At 68.1% G+C, this 16,712-nt stretch carries 12 protein-coding genes; 1 reads left to right on the top strand and 11 read right to left on the bottom strand.

All coding sequences use genetic code 11. The features are described from left to right. Window positions 1-6: 6 nt before the first annotated feature. The 10 genes from GFS60_RS19630 to GFS60_RS19585 form a co-directional block, all read right to left on the bottom strand. Window positions 7-2,166: a molybdopterin-containing oxidoreductase family protein gene (locus GFS60_RS19630; RefSeq protein WP_159923798.1), complete on the bottom strand. Its 2,160-nt coding sequence runs from the start codon at window positions 2,164-2,166 to the stop codon at window positions 7-9. Beyond that, window positions 2,163-3,791 carry an FAD-dependent oxidoreductase gene (locus GFS60_RS19625; protein ID WP_159923796.1) on the bottom strand — a complete coding sequence of 543 codons (1,629 nt, stop codon included), beginning with the start codon at window positions 3,789-3,791 and terminating at the stop codon, window positions 2,163-2,165. Before GFS60_RS19625 ends, GFS60_RS19630 begins: the two co-directional genes overlap by 4 nt. Beyond that, entirely contained in the window at window positions 3,791-6,028 is a 2,238-nt protein-coding gene (locus GFS60_RS19620) for a molybdopterin-dependent oxidoreductase (RefSeq protein WP_159923794.1), read from the bottom strand. The genes GFS60_RS19625 and GFS60_RS19620 overlap by 1 nt, the downstream gene beginning before the upstream one ends. Further along, window positions 6,028-8,157 carry a molybdopterin-containing oxidoreductase family protein gene (locus GFS60_RS19615; RefSeq protein ID WP_159923792.1) on the bottom strand — a complete coding sequence of 710 codons (2,130 nt, stop codon included), beginning with the start codon at window positions 8,155-8,157 and terminating at the stop codon, window positions 6,028-6,030. Before GFS60_RS19615 ends, GFS60_RS19620 begins: the two co-directional genes overlap by 1 nt. Before the next feature lie 3 nt (window positions 8,158-8,160). Then, complete coding sequence (locus GFS60_RS19610; protein WP_236603205.1) at window positions 8,161-9,612, bottom strand: MFS transporter; 1,452 nt, start codon at window positions 9,610-9,612, stop codon at window positions 8,161-8,163. A gap of 64 nt (window positions 9,613-9,676) precedes the next feature. Continuing rightward, the gene (locus tag GFS60_RS19605; RefSeq protein WP_159923790.1) at window positions 9,677-11,218 is read right to left on the bottom strand and encodes a class I adenylate-forming enzyme family protein; all 1,542 of its coding nucleotides are present in this window, start codon (window positions 11,216-11,218) and stop codon (window positions 9,677-9,679) included. Between the two features lie 235 nt (window positions 11,219-11,453). Further along, window positions 11,454-12,686: a CaiB/BaiF CoA transferase family protein gene (locus GFS60_RS19600; RefSeq protein ID WP_159923788.1), complete on the bottom strand. Its 1,233-nt coding sequence runs from the start codon at window positions 12,684-12,686 to the stop codon at window positions 11,454-11,456. Further along, window positions 12,683-13,357 carry a PaaI family thioesterase gene (locus GFS60_RS19595; RefSeq protein ID WP_236603515.1) on the bottom strand — a complete coding sequence of 225 codons (675 nt, stop codon included), beginning with the start codon at window positions 13,355-13,357 and terminating at the stop codon, window positions 12,683-12,685. The genes GFS60_RS19600 and GFS60_RS19595 overlap by 4 nt, the downstream gene beginning before the upstream one ends. Window positions 13,358-13,398: 41 nt before the next feature. Continuing rightward, window positions 13,399-14,160, bottom strand: coding sequence for an enoyl-CoA hydratase/isomerase family protein (locus tag GFS60_RS19590; RefSeq protein WP_159923784.1), 762 nt, complete (start codon window positions 14,158-14,160; stop codon window positions 13,399-13,401). Beyond that, window positions 14,157-15,338, bottom strand: coding sequence for an aromatic ring-hydroxylating oxygenase subunit alpha (locus GFS60_RS19585; RefSeq protein WP_109333645.1), 1,182 nt, complete (start codon window positions 15,336-15,338; stop codon window positions 14,157-14,159). Before GFS60_RS19585 ends, GFS60_RS19590 begins: the two co-directional genes overlap by 4 nt. Before the next feature lie 71 nt (window positions 15,339-15,409). On the opposite strand from GFS60_RS19585, the gene GFS60_RS19580 reads away from it, so the two are divergent. Continuing rightward, window positions 15,410-16,012, top strand: coding sequence for a TetR/AcrR family transcriptional regulator (locus GFS60_RS19580; RefSeq protein ID WP_109333647.1), 603 nt, complete (start codon window positions 15,410-15,412; stop codon window positions 16,010-16,012). A gap of 44 nt (window positions 16,013-16,056) precedes the next feature. Here the strand turns inward: GFS60_RS19580 and GFS60_RS19575 are convergent, their stop codons facing one another. Beyond that, on the bottom strand, window positions 16,057-16,680 hold the full coding sequence (locus tag GFS60_RS19575; RefSeq protein ID WP_159923782.1) for a hypothetical protein: 624 nt from the start codon (window positions 16,678-16,680) through the stop codon (window positions 16,057-16,059). Between the last annotated feature and the right edge of the window lie 32 nt (window positions 16,681-16,712).

Below are 16,712 nucleotides of genomic sequence, written 5' to 3'. Positions count from 1 at the left end.
TGTCAGTCACCGACGTCGGGCGTCGGAGAACCCCATGCTCCGGATCACCTCGACGTTGATGCCGGTGAGCTGTGACTGGTTGCTGAGCGGGTCGTAACCGTCGGTGCCGGTGGGCGCGAGCCGGTTGACGTTCACACCGGGGTTGCGCCTCGCCACGTCCAGTCCTCGGGCCGTGCCCTGCCCCCAGCCGTGCGTCATCGCCACGACGCCCGGCCGGAGGGTGTCGTCGCAGACCAGAACCGCCTCGATTTCACCGTGACGGTTGCGCACAGTGACGTCGTCGCCCTCTACCAGGCCGCGGCACCGCGCGTCGTCCGGGCTCATCCACAGCGGATTGCTCTGGTGGACACCCTGTTTGAAAACGGGAAGGTTGTGCAGCCAGCTGTTGACCATGTAGTGGGTGCGCCGGGTGATCAGCTTGAGTTGGTCGGCGGGTTCCGCAGCCAGCTCCTCGAGAATGCGTTCGGCGGTCTCGTACGAGCGCTGGAACAGTGCGGGGCAGCAGTCGATCAGTCCGTCTTCGTGCTGGACCGCGATGCTGAACACGTGCGCGGGATCGGCCTCCGGCAGCACCGCGGTCTGGCAGGGCATCGTCGCGAGAAGGTCGATACTCAGACCCGAGTCTCGCATCATCGCGTCGACCGCGGCGAACGGATTCGGGTCCGGGTCGTCCAGCAGAGTCGGGACGCCCATCTCCTGTTGGATGCGGGACAGAATCCACCAGTCGTCGCGGCGCTCCCCCTTCGCCGGCACGACGGCGGGCGTGTACTGCACATAGGGCTCCATCGCGACGCCCATCGTGTTGAGGAAATTGATGTCCTCCCGTTCCAGCCAGTCCGTCGCGGGCAGAACATAGTCCGCCATCTCGCCGGTGACCGTCCGATACAAATCGACGGTGACGATCAAATCCAACTGCTCGAACGCCCGGCGCAGGCGGCCGTCACCGCCGACCGACAGCAGCGGGTTGCCCGACACCACGATCAGTGCGCGGATCGGGTCGTCGGGGTTCTCGATGAACTCCGGGAGGAGCGCGGCGGGCAGGTCACCGCTGACGGTGCGCATCTCACCGAAGGGACCGTCGTAGAACGGATTCTCCCGCTTGCGCTTCGAGCCCTGCACGACATCGGCGACACCCCGGGAGTAGATGTTGCCGCCGCGCCTGCCGAGGTTGCCGGAGAACAGGCTCACCATGGTGAGCATCCAGTAGGCCAGGGTGCCCTGTCGGCCCTGGTTCACGCCGGTCGCCATGTAGATGCTCGCGCTCGGCGCCGCGCAGAAGTCGTGGGCGACCTGCCGGATCGTGTCGGCGTCGATACCGGTGACCGCGGCGATCCGGTCGACGGGATACTGCCGGACGAAGTCGAGCAGTTCGTCGACGCGTCGCGCGTGACGTTCCACCTCGTCCCGGTCGTACCCGATCCGGAAGACGATCTCGTGCAGAATTCCGGCGAGGAAGTAGAAGTCGGTGTCCGGCTTGATCAGCAGTACCTCACCGGTCTCCGGTGACGACGACTCGATGCGGCGCGGATTGACGAACAGCACGGTTCCGCCGCGCTTGTTCACGGCGCGGATCTTGGCCATCGGATCCGAGATGTGGATCAGCGTCATGTGCGAGACCTGCGGGTTGCTGCCGAGGCACAGGAAGTAGTCCGTGTGCAGCAGGTCGGGGATCGGATGTGCCATCGACGCGCCGTAGATCGCCTCACTCGCCGCATATTTGGCCGATGTGTCCTGCGTTCCCGCACTGAAGCGCATCCGGGTGTCGAAGCCGCGGGCGAGCGTGGCGGCGTTCGCGTAATAGGCGCCGTTGAACGCCGACGGGTTGCCCTGATAGACGGCGAGGGCGTTGCGGCCGTACTTCTGCCGTATTTCCTGGAGCCTGCCGGCGATCTCGCGCGCCGCGACATCCCAGTCGACGGGTTCGAAGTCGCCGCGTTCTTCGCTCCGCGGATTGGTCCTCTTCAGCGGCCGGTCGAGCCGGTCCGGATCGGAGTGGACCTGCAGGTAGTGCACGCCCTTGTGGCAGGAGAACCCTTGATGCACGGGATGATCCCGGTCCGGTTGCAACCGGACCACCTCGTCGTCCCGGACGTCGGCGAGCAGGCCGCATCCCGGTTCGCAGATGCGGCAGAATGTGTGCACCTGGGTCGTGTCCTTCGGGGTCATCGGACGGCCGCACCCGCGACGACAGCCGCCTGCCCGGCGTCGACGATCTTGATGCGGGGCCTGCCTGCCTCGCGGCCGCGCTCGCGCTCGAAGCGGTCGATCGCGCGCCAGTCCGCACCGCCGAGCGCGTCGCGTCGGCGTTCGCGCACCAGCGCCGCCAGGTTTGCGGAGGTCCCGGTCGGGGCGGGGAGGAGTCCCGCGCGGTGATCGGCGAGGAGGGCCTCGACGGTCTCCGCCGCGCAGTAGCGATTGGTGCCGATCACCCCGGTCGCGCCGCGCTTGATCCAGCCCGCCACGTAGTGGCCGGCCACGGCCTGCCCCGTGTCCGGGACGGTCACCCGGCCCGACACGTTGGCGACGGTTCCGGCGGCCTCGTCGAACGGGAGGCCGGCGATCGGCAGTCCGCGGTACCCGACCGCCCGCAGGACCAGACCACACTCGATCCGGTCCTCGGTGCCTGCGTCGGTGCCGGTCACGATCAGTCCCGCGGTACGCCCGTCACCCGTCACCTCCTTCGGGGTGGCGCCGAAGCGGAGCACGATGCGCTTGTTCCCCGGAGTCGGCTCCCGCCGGGAGTAGTCGGCCAGGATCCGCAGCTTGGTCGGCGCATCCGGACCTGCCGTAACCGGGCCGTCGACGAGGACGTCGATCCCCGGCAGGGAGCCGAGCGCGAGCAGTTCCGGAGTGGTGCAGGCCGCGTACTCGGGTCCCCGTCGGCCGAGCACCACCACCTCCTCGATGCGGCTGTCGGCCAGTGCGGTCAGGGCGTGATCGGCGATATCGGTGCGGCGCAGGGCCTCCACGTCGGAGACGAGGATGCGGGCGACGTCGAACGCGACGTTGCCGTTGCCGACCACGACGGCGCGGGATGCGGTGAGGTCGAAGACGCGGTCGGCGTGATCGGGGTGACCGTTGTACCAGGCGACGAACTCCCGGGCGGCATGGCTGCCCGGCAGGTCCTCGCCGGGGATGCCGAGGCGCCGGTCGCCCGCCGCGCCGGACGCGTGGATCACCGCATGGTGATGGGCGAGCACTTCGTCGATCGACACGTCCCGCCCGACCTCGACGCCGAGATGGAACGTGAAGCCGTCACGACGCGCGGTGCGATCGAACACCCGGTCCACCGTCTTCGTGTGCCAGTGGTCGGGCGCGACGCCGAACCGCACGAGTCCACCGGCCACGGGCAGTCGTTCGAACATGGTGACCTCGGCGGCGATGTCGCGACGGGCCAGCAGCTCCTCGGCGGCGTAGAACGCGGACGGTCCGGATCCGACGATCGCCACCCGCAGCGGCGGGGGGTCCGCGACGCCGGCGGTCGCGAGGGCGAGCGGAAGCGGCTGCACGTGCGCGCCCGGCGCAATGCTGCGTGGATTGCGCTGGAAGTACTCGGCGTTGATCTCCCGGTACCGGTCGATGTCGGGGGCAGGTGCGTCGCCGGGGACGATCGCGTCCACGGGGCACACGTCGGAGCAGGCGCCGCAGTCGATGCAGGCGCCCGGGTCGATGTACAGCATCTCGGTGCGCTGGTAGTCCCGCTCCGCGGGGGTCGGGTGGATGCAGTCGACCGGGCAGACCGCGACACAGGTCGCGTCGTTGCAGCAGTTCTGGGTGACCACGTACGCCATCAGGGATGCTCCTCGCTCGTGCGCGTCACCGTGACCGGGACGCCGTTGAAGATCGGGGACGCCGTGAGCGCCTCGAGGTCGGTGGTGTCGTCCACCAGGGCGTTGTAGTTGCTGCCGGGCACCGAGGCCGACCGGGTCGTCCGCAGGCCCGGTCCGTCGTGGCCCCACCCGTGCGGCATGCTCGCCACACCGGGACGCAGCGTGTCGTCGATCCGCAGTTCGGCCGTCACGGTGGCGACCTTGGACGTGACCGACACCTGGTCGCCGTTCACCAGACCCCGCTCGGCCGCGTCGGATGGGCTGACCAGCAGGGCGCACTGGCCGGCATCCGGTTGGGGCAGGGCATTGTGCAGCCACGAGTTCATGCCGCGACGCTGGCGCCGGTTGATCAGCAGCAGATCCGGGGCTGCCCTCGTGACGCTCGCGCGCATCCGCGGCAGGTCGGAGACGATCATGTCCGGCATCAGGTCGATCCGCCCGTCCGGGGTGCGCAGCACCTCCGGGACACGCGGCGCCAGCGGCCCGTAGTCGATGCCGTCCGGACTGTCCTCCAGCAGTGCGAGAGTCAGCCCGTCCGGGTCGAGCCCGAACCGGTCGCCGTAGGGTCCGCTGCGCAGACGCAGGTCCAGCAGTCGCTGCGGGCCGCGGCGGCCGTTCACGGCGTCCATCGCCCGTCCCGTTTCGCAGCCGACGAGTTTCGCGGCGCGCCGGGCCGCGAGGGCGGCCACCTCGTCGTCGATCTCACCGACCGGACGGTGCGGGGTTCCCTTGGCGATCGCTGCCAGCCGCAGCAGGATCTGCCACTCCGCCATCTCGCCGTCGGCGAGGTCCAGCAGGGGTGGGGTGTACCGCGCGACGTTGCGGATCTGGAAGTGCGCGAGCGTGACGTCGTGGTGGCCCCGGGTCGTCACCGGGGGCGGGGGCAGGATCACGTCGGCATGGCGGGTGGTCTCGTTGAGGTAGCAGTCCACCGACACCATGAATTCGAGGGCGCCGAGCGCCTCCTCGATCGCCCCGCTGTTGGGCAGAGAGCGGGCCGGGTTCCCGGCGAGGGTGATCAGCGCCCGGGTGCGACCCGGTCCGGGAGTGAGGATCTCCTCCGCAAAACACACCGCGGGCAATTCCCCCATCGCCTCCGGCAGTCCCCGCACCCGCGAACGCCACCGGTCGAACATCAGCTTCGGCGGCCTGGTCACCGGCCAGGTGTTCTGCCCACCCGCGGGCGGCAAGGCGAACATCGCCCCTCCGGGCCGGTCCAAATTGCCGGTGACGATGGTGAGTACCTCTACGAGCCAGTTCGCGAGGGTGCCGAACTCCTGCATGCAGGTGCCGATCCGCGAATGCGCCACCGCTGCAGGAGCACCCGCGAACCCACGAGCCACCGAACGGATCACATCGGCGTCGATCCCGCACGCCGCGGCGACGGCATCGGGCTCGAATTCCGCCGCCATCGCGAGGGCGGCGTCGAGACCGTCCACCACGTCCGGCACCCGCTCGGGCCTGGACAGTCCCTCGGACGCGATCACGGACAGCACCCCGAGCAAAAACAGGGCGTCGGTACCCGGCCGGATCGGCACGTGCAGATCCGCGACCTCGGCGGTGCGGGTCCGCACCGGGTCCACCACGACGAGGGTGCCGCCCCGCTCGCGCAGCGCCTGCAGGCGGTGGTGGATGCCGGGTGCGGTGACGGTGCTGCCGTTGGACACCATCGGGTTCGAGCCGAGGATCAGCAGGTAGTCGGTGCGGTCGAGGTCGGGCAGGCTCATGCCGAGGCCGGTGCCGTACAGCAGCATGTGCGCGAGGTTCTTCGGCCAGGTGTCGACGCTCGCAGGCGAGTAGATGTTCCGGGTGCCGACCGCGCCGATCAACTCACCGAGGTAGAACGTCGAATCCAGGTGGTGGGCAGCCGGATTGCCGTGGTAGATCGCGCAGCTGCCCGGGTCGCCGGTGACGAACTCCGGTAGCCGCCGGTCGATCTCGCCGAATGCTTCGTCCCAGGTGGCGTCGCGGAATCCACCGTCCGCGGTGCGCAACAGCGGTGTCCGGATCCGGTCGGGGTCGTTCTCGATGCGGCCGAGGCCGAGGCCTTTCGCGCAGCTGTGCCCACTGCTCAGTACGTCGTCGGGGTTCGGTGCGACCCGCACGATGGTGCGGCCGTCGAGCTCGACGAGTAGCCCGCAGGTCGACTCGCACAGTGGGCAGATTCGGTGCCCGACGATCGGTTCTGCGGTGGTCATCACGCGTCCTGTTCGATTGCGGTGGGCTCGACCGCGACGGGAACCGCGGTCATGGTGGGCATCGCGTTGATCGACTGGACACCCTCACCGGTTCCGGTCAGCGCGTTCACGTTCACTCCGACGTCCTCGCGCGGGTCGACGCTGCCGAAACAGTGCGTCATCGACACGCTGCCCCGGGCCAGGGTGGCATCTGCCCGTGCGGTCGCACGCAGGCGTCCGGACGCCGACCGCACAGTCACCGCCTGCCCGTCGCCGATACCCAGGTCGGCGAGGTCGGCGGGGTGCAGGCTCGCGGGATTGGCGCCGCCGGGAACGAGCCCCGGGATTCGGGTGCCGGTGGAGTTGACGGCCTCGCGGATCCGTCGCACCGTCAGAAGGAACGGGAACTGCGACGTGACGGCCTTGTCCGTGAGTGCTGCGTGCAGTTCGCCGCGCACGTCCTCGGGCATCAGTGTCAGGCGGTGTCCCGCACCGTCCTCGCTGGCCGGACCCACGACGGCACCGCTGCGCCCGGCGAGATATCCGTGCGGAGCGGCGACCAGGTCGGCGAACGGTACGCGTCCGCGCTCGGTCATCATCGCCAGCAACTGTTCGGAGGTCGGCGGCGCGGCGGGGTCGAGGATACGGCCGGCGAACTTGACCGACTGCCCGGAGGCGGCGGCAAGGTCGAGGAAGAACCGCCAGTCGTCGACCACGCCGGGCGGCGCGGTCACGATCGCGGGAGTGTATTGCGCGAACGGGCGTGGAAAGAACGGCTCCATGATCACGGTGTGGTCGGCGCGCTCGTACATGGTGGTCGGGGCGATGACGTAGTCGGCGAGCCGCGCGGTGTCCGACATCCGGGGGTCTACGCACACCAGCAGATCCAGTGATCGCAATGCGCGTAACGCTTTCCCGCGGTCGGGCAGCGCCGCCGCGGGATTACCACCGGAGACGATCAGCGCCCGAACCCGGTCGGGGCCGGGTTCGAGGATCTCGTCCGCGAGGATGCCGGACGGCAGCTCGCCGCGAATCGCCCGCACCCCACCGATTCGGCTGCGAAATCCGTGCTCGTACGCCCGGGTGGGCGGAGCGACCTCCGCGCGCGCCGGCTGGTGCCGGGTCAGGACGGCGCGGTCGTCTGCCTGCTCTCCCTCGCGCAGGTACCTGCCGCACACCACGTTCAGAGCGGCGACGAGGTGCTCCGCGAGGTTCGAGTGCGGGCCCATGCACACCCCGGTGCCGCTGGTCGCCATCCCCCGGCTCCCGCCCGCGAACACGCGTGCCGCTTCGCGGATCCGATCGGCGGGAACACCACAGACGCCCTGCACGACAGTGGGAGTCACGTCGGACACGGCATCGAGGAGCGCGGTCAGGTCGGCGGTGTACCGGCGGCAGAAGTCGGTGTCGTGGAGGTGTTCGGTGAGGACGACGTGGAGCAGGCCGGCGAAGAGCACCGCGTCCGTCCCCGGCCGGGGCGCCAGGTGGATGTCGGCCAGGGCGGCGGTCTCGGTGCACCGCGGGTCGACGACGATCAGCTTCACGCCCCGCTCCCGCGCCGCCCGCAGGGTGACCGAGGGGTTCTGCACCACCGCGCCGTCCCCGTCGCCACCGTTGCCGGAGACGACGGGGTTGGTGCCTGCCAGCAACCATACGTCTGCATCCTCGAAGCGTTGCCGGCCGCCGAGGTATGTGCCCATACGTTCCGCGACAACCCATTTCGCGGACTGGTCGATGGTCATCGTCGAGAACAGCTTGTGTGAGCCGGTGCCCCGGAACCAGGCGCGGGCCATCGGCGGGGTGAGTGCGGCGAAGTTCTGCTGCGTCCCCATGAACAGCGCTACCGCATCCGGTCCGTGCCGATCCACGATGGCGCGCAGCCGGCCCGCGATATCGGCGGTCGCCTGCGCCACCGGCACCGGTTCATGGGTGCCGGTGGCGCTGCGCCACATCGAGGTGGTCAACCGGTCCGGCCCGTGCACGAGGTCACCGCCGCGACGCCCTTTCGGGCAGGTGTATCCACCGGAGATCGGATGGTGGGCATCGCCGAGCACCCGTGTGATCCGCCCGTCTTCGATGTCGAGCAGAACCCCGCACGAGGAGGCGCACAGCCTGCAGAACGAGGTAGCCCTCGACGTGACGGATCGCATGGGTCAGTGCGCCTCGACCGTGCCGGCCGACGACTCCACGGCCCTCGAGTCGGCAGCGCTCGATTCCACAGCCCTCGCTTCGCCAGCCCCGGGGACGCCGCGGCCGCGCAGTCGTTCCCGCACGAACAGTGCACCGAGGGTGAGGACGGCGCCGGCGGTCGGCACGATCATCAGCAGGAAGATCGTGCGGGCATCCATTCCGGCCGCGATCAGGGCGGCGCCCAGGGTGGGCCCGGCAATGGACCCGATGCGCCCGATTCCCATGGCCCAGCCGATGCCGGTCGAGCGTGCCGCTACCGGGTAGATCGAGGCGGCAATCGCGATGATGCCCGCCGAGCTGCCGGATATGCCGAATCCCACGATGCAGATGGTGATCAGCAACAGCGTGGAGTTCGCCAGGAACATCGCGACGGCACCGATGAACAGGGCGCCGAGCGTGTAGCCGGCCATCACCACCGCGTAGGCGGCGTCCGACCCCCGGGATCGAGCCCACGCGGTGCCGACCCGGTCGGTGATCCACCCGATGGACAGCGCTCCGGCCATGCCGCCGAGGTTGAACAGCGCCGCGGCGAGGATCGCGTTGGACGGGCTCTGCCCGGCCTGGCTGAACAACGACGGCATCCATCCGAACAGGAAGTAGATCACCAGGAAGTTGATGACGAACACGACCCACAGCAGCACCGTGTCGAGCGCCCGGCCTCCGGCGAAGAGTTCCCGGATGGGCGATTTGGTGGCCACGGCGGTATCCACGGTGAACGTCACCGATCCGGTGACGCCCGCCTGCGGGGCGATCGCCGAGAGGATCTTCGCGGCGCCGGCGTGGTCGCCGCGGGCTGCGAGGAACTTGCCCGACTCCGGGAGTCCGGCCCACGCCAGTGCCGCCACGATCAGCGGGAGAACGCCGCCGGCCACGAAGATCGACTGCCAGCCGTATGCCGGGATCAGTTGTGCGGCGGCGAGTCCGCCGAGGAAGCCGCCGAGTGACATGCCCGCGACGACGATGGTGACCAGGGTGGAGCGGCTGCGGGCGGGGCTGTATTCACTGGTCAGGGCGATCAGGTTCGGGGTGACGCCACCGAGCCCGATTCCGGCGAGGATACGCAGCACGATCAGCACACCCATGGACGGCGCAAATGCGGACGCGAGCGTGAACACCGCGAACAGCACCGTGCACAGCAGGATTACCCGGCGCCGGCCCCACCGGTCGGCGACGGGACCGAACAGCAGGCTGCCGACGACCATCGCGCCGCTGCTGAGGGCCAGGAGCAGTCCGAACGAGGCCTTGGACAGTCCCCAGTCCTCGGACAGTGCGGGAATCGCGAAGCCGATCAGCTGGGCGTCCATGCCGTCGAGGATCGCGAGCGCCAGGCACAACCCGATGGCGCGTTTCTGGAGGGCTGACACCGGTGCGGTGTCGATGAGTTGGGAAATGTTTATTTCACGAGTTGGGGCCACGACGTGAATTCCTCTCGGAAGGGGGAACCGCGGGGGATGAAGCCTCGAGCTGAGCGGACACGCCTCAGACCGGTGTGATGGTGCCGTCGACGGCGAGTGCGTCGACGGGCACCTCGGGAAAGCGTTGGCGCAGAGACGGCTTGGCGAGTTTGCCGGAGAAGGTGCGCGGGAGGGGTTCGCCCAGCGCGACGGCGTGCTTGGGACGCTTGAACTTCGCCAGGTTCTCGCCGGCGACCTCGGCGATGTCGGCGACGATCTCCTCGGCGGCACGCTCACTGTGGAACACCACCATCGGCACTTCGCCCCAGCGGTCGTCCTTGACGCCGATGACCGCGAGGTCGACCAGTCCCTCGATGCCGTGCAGTGCCTTCTCGATCTCTGCGGGATAGACGTTCAGGCCCCCGGAAATCAGCATGTCCTTGCTGCGATCGACGATCTTCAGGAATCCGCCCTCATCCTGCATGCCGAGGTCGCCGGTGCGCAGCCACCCGTCCTCGAGGGTCGCCTCGGTGGCCTCGGGCTTGTTCCAGTACTCCCGCAGAACGTGCTCGCCGCGGACCAGGATCTCGCCGACCTCCCCGGCCGGGGTGTCGACTCCCGGATCGCCTATCCGGACGTGGGTGCCGACCAGCGGCAGCCCGGCGAAACCCGGGCGCGACACGGCGTCCTCGTAGGCAAGGGTCGACACCATGCCGGACGCCTCGGTCAGGCCGTAGCACTGGGTGAGTGGGATGCCGTGCGAGCGGTAGAAGTCGAGGAGGTCCAGGCTGACCGGCGCTCCGCCCGTGCCGGCGAAGGTGAACTTCGCGAGCGTGCGGGTGCCGAAGTCGGGCAGCATCGTCATCCGTTCCCAGATCACCGGGACGGTGGTGGTGGCCGTGATCTGCTCCCGCTCGAAGGTGTCGAGGGCGATCTCGGGGTCGTACTCGCGGAGCAGGACCATCGTCGCGCCGGGCACGACGACGAGCTGCATGAAGATCGACAGGATCGAGCCGGTGTACACCAGCGGGGCCGAGCACAGCACCCGGTCCCGGGACGAGAAGCCGAAGGTGATCGACTGCGAGATGCCGGGCGTCATCGCATTGCGGTGGGTGATCAGGGCGCCCTTCTGCACACCGGTGGTCCCCGACGTGTAGCAGATGAATCCGGGGTCGTCGGCGTCGATGGCGACGACGGGCGCGGCCCCGGGGTCGATCAGCCGCTCGTACGGCTGGTGGCCGGTGCCCCCGATCGCGTAGGTCTCGAACTCCGCTTCCTCGGCGGCAACCTCGAGGAGCGACGCGAAGTCGTCCTCGACGATCACCACGCGCGGCGCGGAGTCGACCACCATCGGCGCCAGCTCCTTGGCGGTGAGCCGGAAGTTGAGCGGGACGCTGATGGCGCCGAGCTTCAGCGTCGCGAGGATGACATGCGCGAGTTCGGGGCGGTTGAGCATCATCACGGCGATACGATCACCCTTGCGGACGCCGCGGGCCGCCAGTCCGCGAGCAAGCGCATCGGTGATCGCGTCGACCTCCGCCCAGGTCTGCGACGTGTCCCCGAACACGATCGCCTGCTGCTGCGAACGCGTTTTTCCCCAGAACCGGGTCAGGTCCGCGAGATTCATCTGTGCTCCTCGTTGTCGTCAGCCGGTCGTCCCGGCCGCGGCGTCGATGGGTGTGATCACCCTCACTGCGTGTCGTAAACCTAACAGTTGTAGGCATGGTGCGCAATGTCCGATTTGGGAGTTCCCGCGGCTCGGCATCGATCCTGTGTTTGTCACGCAAACTGCACCCACACAACATATTTCGCGTGGGCGTCGTTCGCCGGGATATGCGCCGGAAGCAACCGGCGAAAGTCTTCTACCGGGGCGCTCGCGCCGGGTCGGTCGCCGCCGCGATGCGCCGGTCGTCGTACCGCGCGACCGCCCGCAGCACCTCCGTGGTATCCGCGCCCACGACCGGCGGCAGGGCGGGGGCGAATTTCTCCCCTGCGACGCGCACCGGGCTGGCAATGAACTCGAGCTCACCAACCCCCGGGTAGTCGACCCGGTAGGTGTTCTCCCGCGCCCGGAAGTGCGGGTCCGCGAGCATGTCGGCGACGCTGTTGACCGGGCCACCTGCGATGCCGTGGTCCAGGAACAGCTGCACCCACTCGGCGCGGGTGCGCTGCGCGAATATTTCCGTCAGCGCCCGCCACACCAGATCCGCGCGAGCCGGGGCGCCGTCGTCCGTGCTGGTGAGATCGACGCCGATCAGGTCCTCGCGCCCGACCGCGACGAGGAAGTTGTGCCAGAACTTGTCCACGTGCGACCCGAACAGGATCGCCTCGCCGTCGCTGGTGCGGTAGGCCTCGAGCCGTGGCCAGTCGGGCAGTCGCCCGTCCGGCAGCCAGGTCGGACGGGGAATCGAGCGGTCCTCGTTCAACGCCGCATCCACGAGGTCCGGCATCCACGCGGCGGCGACATCGATGCCCGCCACCTCGACATGGCATCCCTCGCCGGTGGCGCCGGCCTTGTGCAATGCGGCGAGCAGTCCCATCGCCCCGTATGCGCCGAGCGCGTACATCGCGATCGGAGGCGCGGTCGATCCCGCCATGCCCTCGGTCGGCGGCTGCGCGGGAGTGGAAACCTCGCGGAGCCCGGCGTACGCGTCGAACACCGGGCCACCCGTGCCGAGACCGCGGTACGGGCCATCGGTGCCCATGCCCGACACCGTGCACAGCACGATCTTCGGATTCACCTGTCGCAGTTGCTCATAGCCGATACCGAGCCAGTCGAGATATCCGCCTCGCATGCCCTCGATCACCGCGTCGCACGAACGCGCAAGGTCGAGGAAGGCCTGCTTTCCCTCGGGGGTGCGCAGATCGAGCGCGACGCTTCGCTTTCCGCGATTCCAGCGCAGGTGCATGAACGCCGGACCGTCCTCGCCTCCGACGGCACGGCTGCCACCGACGCGCACGGGATCCCCGAGTGGGCCGGACTCGATTTTGATCACGTCGGCACCCAGATCGGCGAGGTGCCCGCCGAGCGATGCCGGCGCCAGCTGCGCGACCTCGAGAATCCGAACTCCGTCCAACAGCGAGTAACCACTCATGAACTCTCCTCCACTCCCCGACCGGCGGTCAGCGAGACATTGTGTGTCTGATCAGGTTTCAGCTCGATCCAGAGTCCCTCGACTTCGGCTACGAGGACGTCTCCGTGATACATCGCACCGCGCATGAAGCGCTTGCGGCCATCCTGGCCGGCGAATTCGGCCTCCACCCGCAATTCGACGCCGAGCGGGGCGGGAGCGCGGTAGTCGACGCGCAGGTATGCCGTCCGCGCCCACGGTCTGCCGGAACTGTTGGCGAGGCGCGCGAGAATCTCGTCGAAGATCAGCGGCGTCACGCCACCGTTCATCGCATATCGCCCGGAATGGAATCTACCGACGGTGACGTGCCCACGCGCTCGCGTCTCGGTCACCTCATCGACGTGGAGGGGTGGCGAGAGCGTGTGACCTCGCCCGGGAAGATCCCAGCGTCGGCCGGAGATCTGCTCGTCCTCATCGACCTCGAACTCCGCGAGCCGCGCCGCGAGGTCACGCAGCGTCCGCGCAGCGCGACCCGCAGTTTCCGGGTTCGGGCGGCTGCGGGTGACAGCCTCCTGCACGGCGCGCAGGGCCTCGGTCAACTCGGCGAATTCGTCGTCACTGTCGGTGGTCGGTTCGAACGGGTCGTCCCAGCTCGGACTCCAGATGTCGTCGCGCGCCCCGACGGTGGCGTCCATCCGGACCTCGCTTTCCGTGGAGAGGAGTGGCGACCTGCGGGTCATCGGACCCGACTTTCGAAGTACGGGCTGAACATCTCCTCGACCGGACGCGGTCGCAGCGTCGTGCGCGACACCGTGTTCTCCCGGTCGTATCGGCTCCGCAGACCCTGCCCGGGCCCCTCGAGCAGCAGCGCTTTGATTTCGCGCATCGATTCCGGGGGCTGCGCCGCAATCTGTTGGGCCGCCTCGAGCGCGGTACCGAGGACGTCGCCATCGGCCGCGTACCGGGAGACGAGCCCCATTCGGAGGGCCTCCGCGCCGGACACTGCTCGTGCGGTCATCAGCAGATCGCGGGTTTGTCCCGCGCCGATCAGCGTGTCGAGTACCCAGGTCAGATTGGCGCCGCCGTACTTCGCCGCGGTGACGGTGATGCGGGTGTCGGGGCCACCCACCCGCAGATCCGAACACACCGCCAGCAGGGTCCCCGCGCCGTAGGCCATTCCGTGGACAGCGGCGATGGTGGGTTTGGGAAACGTGAAGTACCTCCACAACAGCTCGTCCCGTTCGAGCATGCTCAGAGTGCCGGCGTCGGGAGTCATCGCCCGTAGTTCCTTCAAGTCGTATCCGGCGGAGAACGCCGCCGGACCCTCTCCCGCCAGCACCACGACCCGAACGGCCTGATCGGCCGCCGCGTCCGTGAGCGCGGCATCGAGTTCGCGCTGCAGCCCGAGCGAGATCGCGTTGTGCACGTCCGGCCGAGCGAGGTCGAGCTGCAGTACGCCGGGAGCCGGCGACGAACGACGCAGGTCGCCCGGCGTCATCTCACACCGCCGACCGCCGCCTCCTCGCGAGCGACCTCCTCGGCATCCCGGGTGATCATCTTGTGGAAAACCTGACCGGGCAGCTCGTTCCGTCCGTAGATCAGCTCGTCGACCTGGCCGTGCGCCGCGTTCGCCGTGATCGTCTTCGTGACGAACCAATCCTCGGCGTGCAGTGTCTCCATGAGGAGTTCCCAGTTCTTGTCGAGGATCCGCTTCTCGCGCGGGGTCTCGGGCTCCTTCGGCGAGAGGAGCCGAATGGTGCAGTACGACACGTTGGGATCTTCGGTGTCGGGCACGATCGTCCAGATCTCGAAGTGATTGGGCTCCGTCACGAGCATCGTGCCGGGGTAGATCGTGTAGTTCGCCAATGAGTAGTCGCGGACGTCGAAGGAGTCCGGATCTGCACCCCGAACCTCGGTGATCGACTTGCGGGCCACGACGATTCGCCACGAGCGGTCGACAAGGTCGTATGCCGTGATGTTGCCCTCGAGGTAATTGCACACGGTCTTGGTGTGCAACTGGCAGAGGTGGTACGAGTCCTGGACCCCGTCGACGGCGATCTTCCAGTTCATGTCGAGTTTCCAGGTCTCCTTCCGCACCTGGAACGACTCGGCCATTCCGGTCGCCGTCACCTCCGCGTCGTGCTTGGCGCCGAGGATTCCTGCGATGTCGAGATCGGCGCCGACTGTCGGAACCACCCAGACCAGGCCGTGTCGCACCTCGCAGGGGAACTCGACGAGCCCGTACTGCGAGCGGTCCATGCCGTCGAAGCCTTCGGCGTGCGGCATTCCCCGCAGATCTCCGCCGCGGCCGTACGCCCAGTTGTGATACGGGCAGCTGAAGATGCGCTTACAACCCGATTCGTCGAACTCCACCTTCGAACCACGGTGTCGGCAGACGTTGGAGAAGGCCTTGACGCTGCCGTCCGTCTGCTTCACCACCAGTAGCGGTGTGCCGATCAGCTCGGTGGTGACGAAGTCGCCCGCCTTCTTCAGCTCGTCGACGTGGGCGACGATGTGCGGCAGTCGCCGGACCACCTTGCGTTCGCGTTCGGCGAGTTCCGGGTCGGTGAACACCGAGAACGGCACTCGAAGCAGGTCGTCCGCGTAGTCGGTGCTGTTGTTGTCGACATGTGCGATCAGCCGCTCGGTGAGTGTGATCTTGTCTTCTCGCTCCATACACCGAGAGTGGCACATGAGACATTCATTGTCTAGCGTCTCACGCAGAATTGTGGCGGTACTGTTTCCTGGTGGCTGCAAGGACTGGAAACGACCCCGCGACCGACGTCCGCACGACAATCCTCACCGCGGCGGAGTCGTGCTTCGAACGCTTCGGAATCACGAAGACGACCATGGAGGACGTCGCGCGAGCGGCGGACATGTCCCGCGCAACCGTCTACCGGTACTTCTCGGACCGAGAAAGTCTGATCATCGAATCGGTCGCACGGCGTGCCCGTATGAACATGACGCCCGCGCGCGCCTTCATCGCCAAGTGGCCCACGATCGAGGAGCGACTCGTCGAGGGCATCTGCCAGAACGTGGAGAGCGGTCTGCGCGACCCCATGGTTCACCTTCTCGTCTCCCCGTCCGAGATGACCCTGGCGAACTCACTGCTGACCACGTCGGGGAAGGCCGTCGAACTGACGAGTGAACTGTGGGAGCCGATACTGCGTGAAGCGCAGGAGGCCGGCGATATCCGCGCCGACATCGACCTGACACTGCTCTGCGAATGGATCTCGGAACTCGAAATCATGTGTATCAGCCAACTCAACGGCGGCACCGGCTCACTGGAACGATTCCGAGAGAAGATCCGCACCTTCCTGATCCCCTCGCTTCTGCCTGCCGGCGACTGAGTACGCGATCTACGCCGCCGCCGGCAGTGGGCCCCGATGTCGGCCTACCGTGGCGCCTCGTCACCGTCGAGAGCCGTGCCGATTCCACTGATTTCGGTGATCTTCCACTCGTTTTCCCTGTCGAGGGTCATCTTGTAGGTTGCCGTCGACTGGATCCCGTCGGGCGCCTGGCTGTTCTTCGTCAGGACGCTGACGAAGCAATCCACCGAATAGGTTCCGTCCGGTCCCGGTTCGGCCTTCGCCGAGATAGGTTGTGCGCTCGACGTCCATTGGAGCGGAGCAATGATCTGCTCCATCGAGGTCGCCGCCTGCGAGAGGCGATTCGACAGTTCCGGGGCGGTACCTGCCGTCAGCCGTGTTCGCCATGCGGGCAGGTCGCGGAAATCCATTTCGGCGGCCCCGGTGGCGTAGTCGAGGGCGATCCGTTCTGCCTCCTGCTGGTTCGCCGCAGCATCGTGGAGTTGTCCCAGCTCGTTCGTCGTGTTCCGAAGTTGCCACCCGAGCAGCGCGAGTGCGACTACGAGAATCGTGATCAGTCCCCCGATGACCACGGAGCGTAGGGGGACGTTCCGGGGTCCGGTACGCACGTCCGCCGAACGCTCACGGCGGGAATGGTCGCTCTCGGGGGCAGTGGTATCGGATTTTGTGAGTTCGATGGTTTTCTGCATCGTTCGCCTTTCGCTGGGCTGCCCGATCGCCA

Origin of the sequence: Rhodococcus sp. WAY2 (assembly GCF_009859915.1) — a bacterium.
Taxonomy (GTDB): Bacteria; Actinomycetota; Actinomycetes; order Mycobacteriales; family Mycobacteriaceae; genus Rhodococcus_F; species Rhodococcus_F oxybenzonivorans.
Note: the sequence above shows the minus strand (reverse complement) of the source record. Positions and strands in the feature narration are given on the sequence as shown.

Coding starts and splice junctions, on each gene's coding strand:
- GFS60_RS19630 (WP_159923798.1), bottom strand. CDS start 2,166: ATGACCCCGAAGGACACGACCCAGGTGCACACATTCTGCCGCATCTGC.
- GFS60_RS19625 (WP_159923796.1), bottom strand. CDS start 3,791: ATGGCGTACGTGGTCACCCAGAACTGCTGCAACGACGCGACCTGTGTC.
- GFS60_RS19620 (WP_159923794.1), bottom strand. CDS start 6,028: ATGACCACCGCAGAACCGATCGTCGGGCACCGAATCTGCCCACTGTGC.
- GFS60_RS19615 (WP_159923792.1), bottom strand. CDS start 8,157: ATGCGATCCGTCACGTCGAGGGCTACCTCGTTCTGCAGGCTGTGCGCC.
- GFS60_RS19605 (WP_159923790.1), bottom strand. CDS start 11,218: ATGAATCTCGCGGACCTGACCCGGTTCTGGGGAAAAACGCGTTCGCAG.
- GFS60_RS19600 (WP_159923788.1), bottom strand. CDS start 12,686: ATGAGTGGTTACTCGCTGTTGGACGGAGTTCGGATTCTCGAGGTCGCG.
- GFS60_RS19595 (WP_236603515.1), bottom strand. CDS start 13,357: ATGGACGCCACCGTCGGGGCGCGCGACGACATCTGGAGTCCGAGCTGG.
- GFS60_RS19590 (WP_159923784.1), bottom strand. CDS start 14,160: ATGACGCCGGGCGACCTGCGTCGTTCGTCGCCGGCTCCCGGCGTACTG.
- GFS60_RS19585 (WP_109333645.1), bottom strand. CDS start 15,338: ATGGAGCGAGAAGACAAGATCACACTCACCGAGCGGCTGATCGCACAT.
- GFS60_RS19575 (WP_159923782.1), bottom strand. CDS start 16,680: ATGCAGAAAACCATCGAACTCACAAAATCCGATACCACTGCCCCCGAG.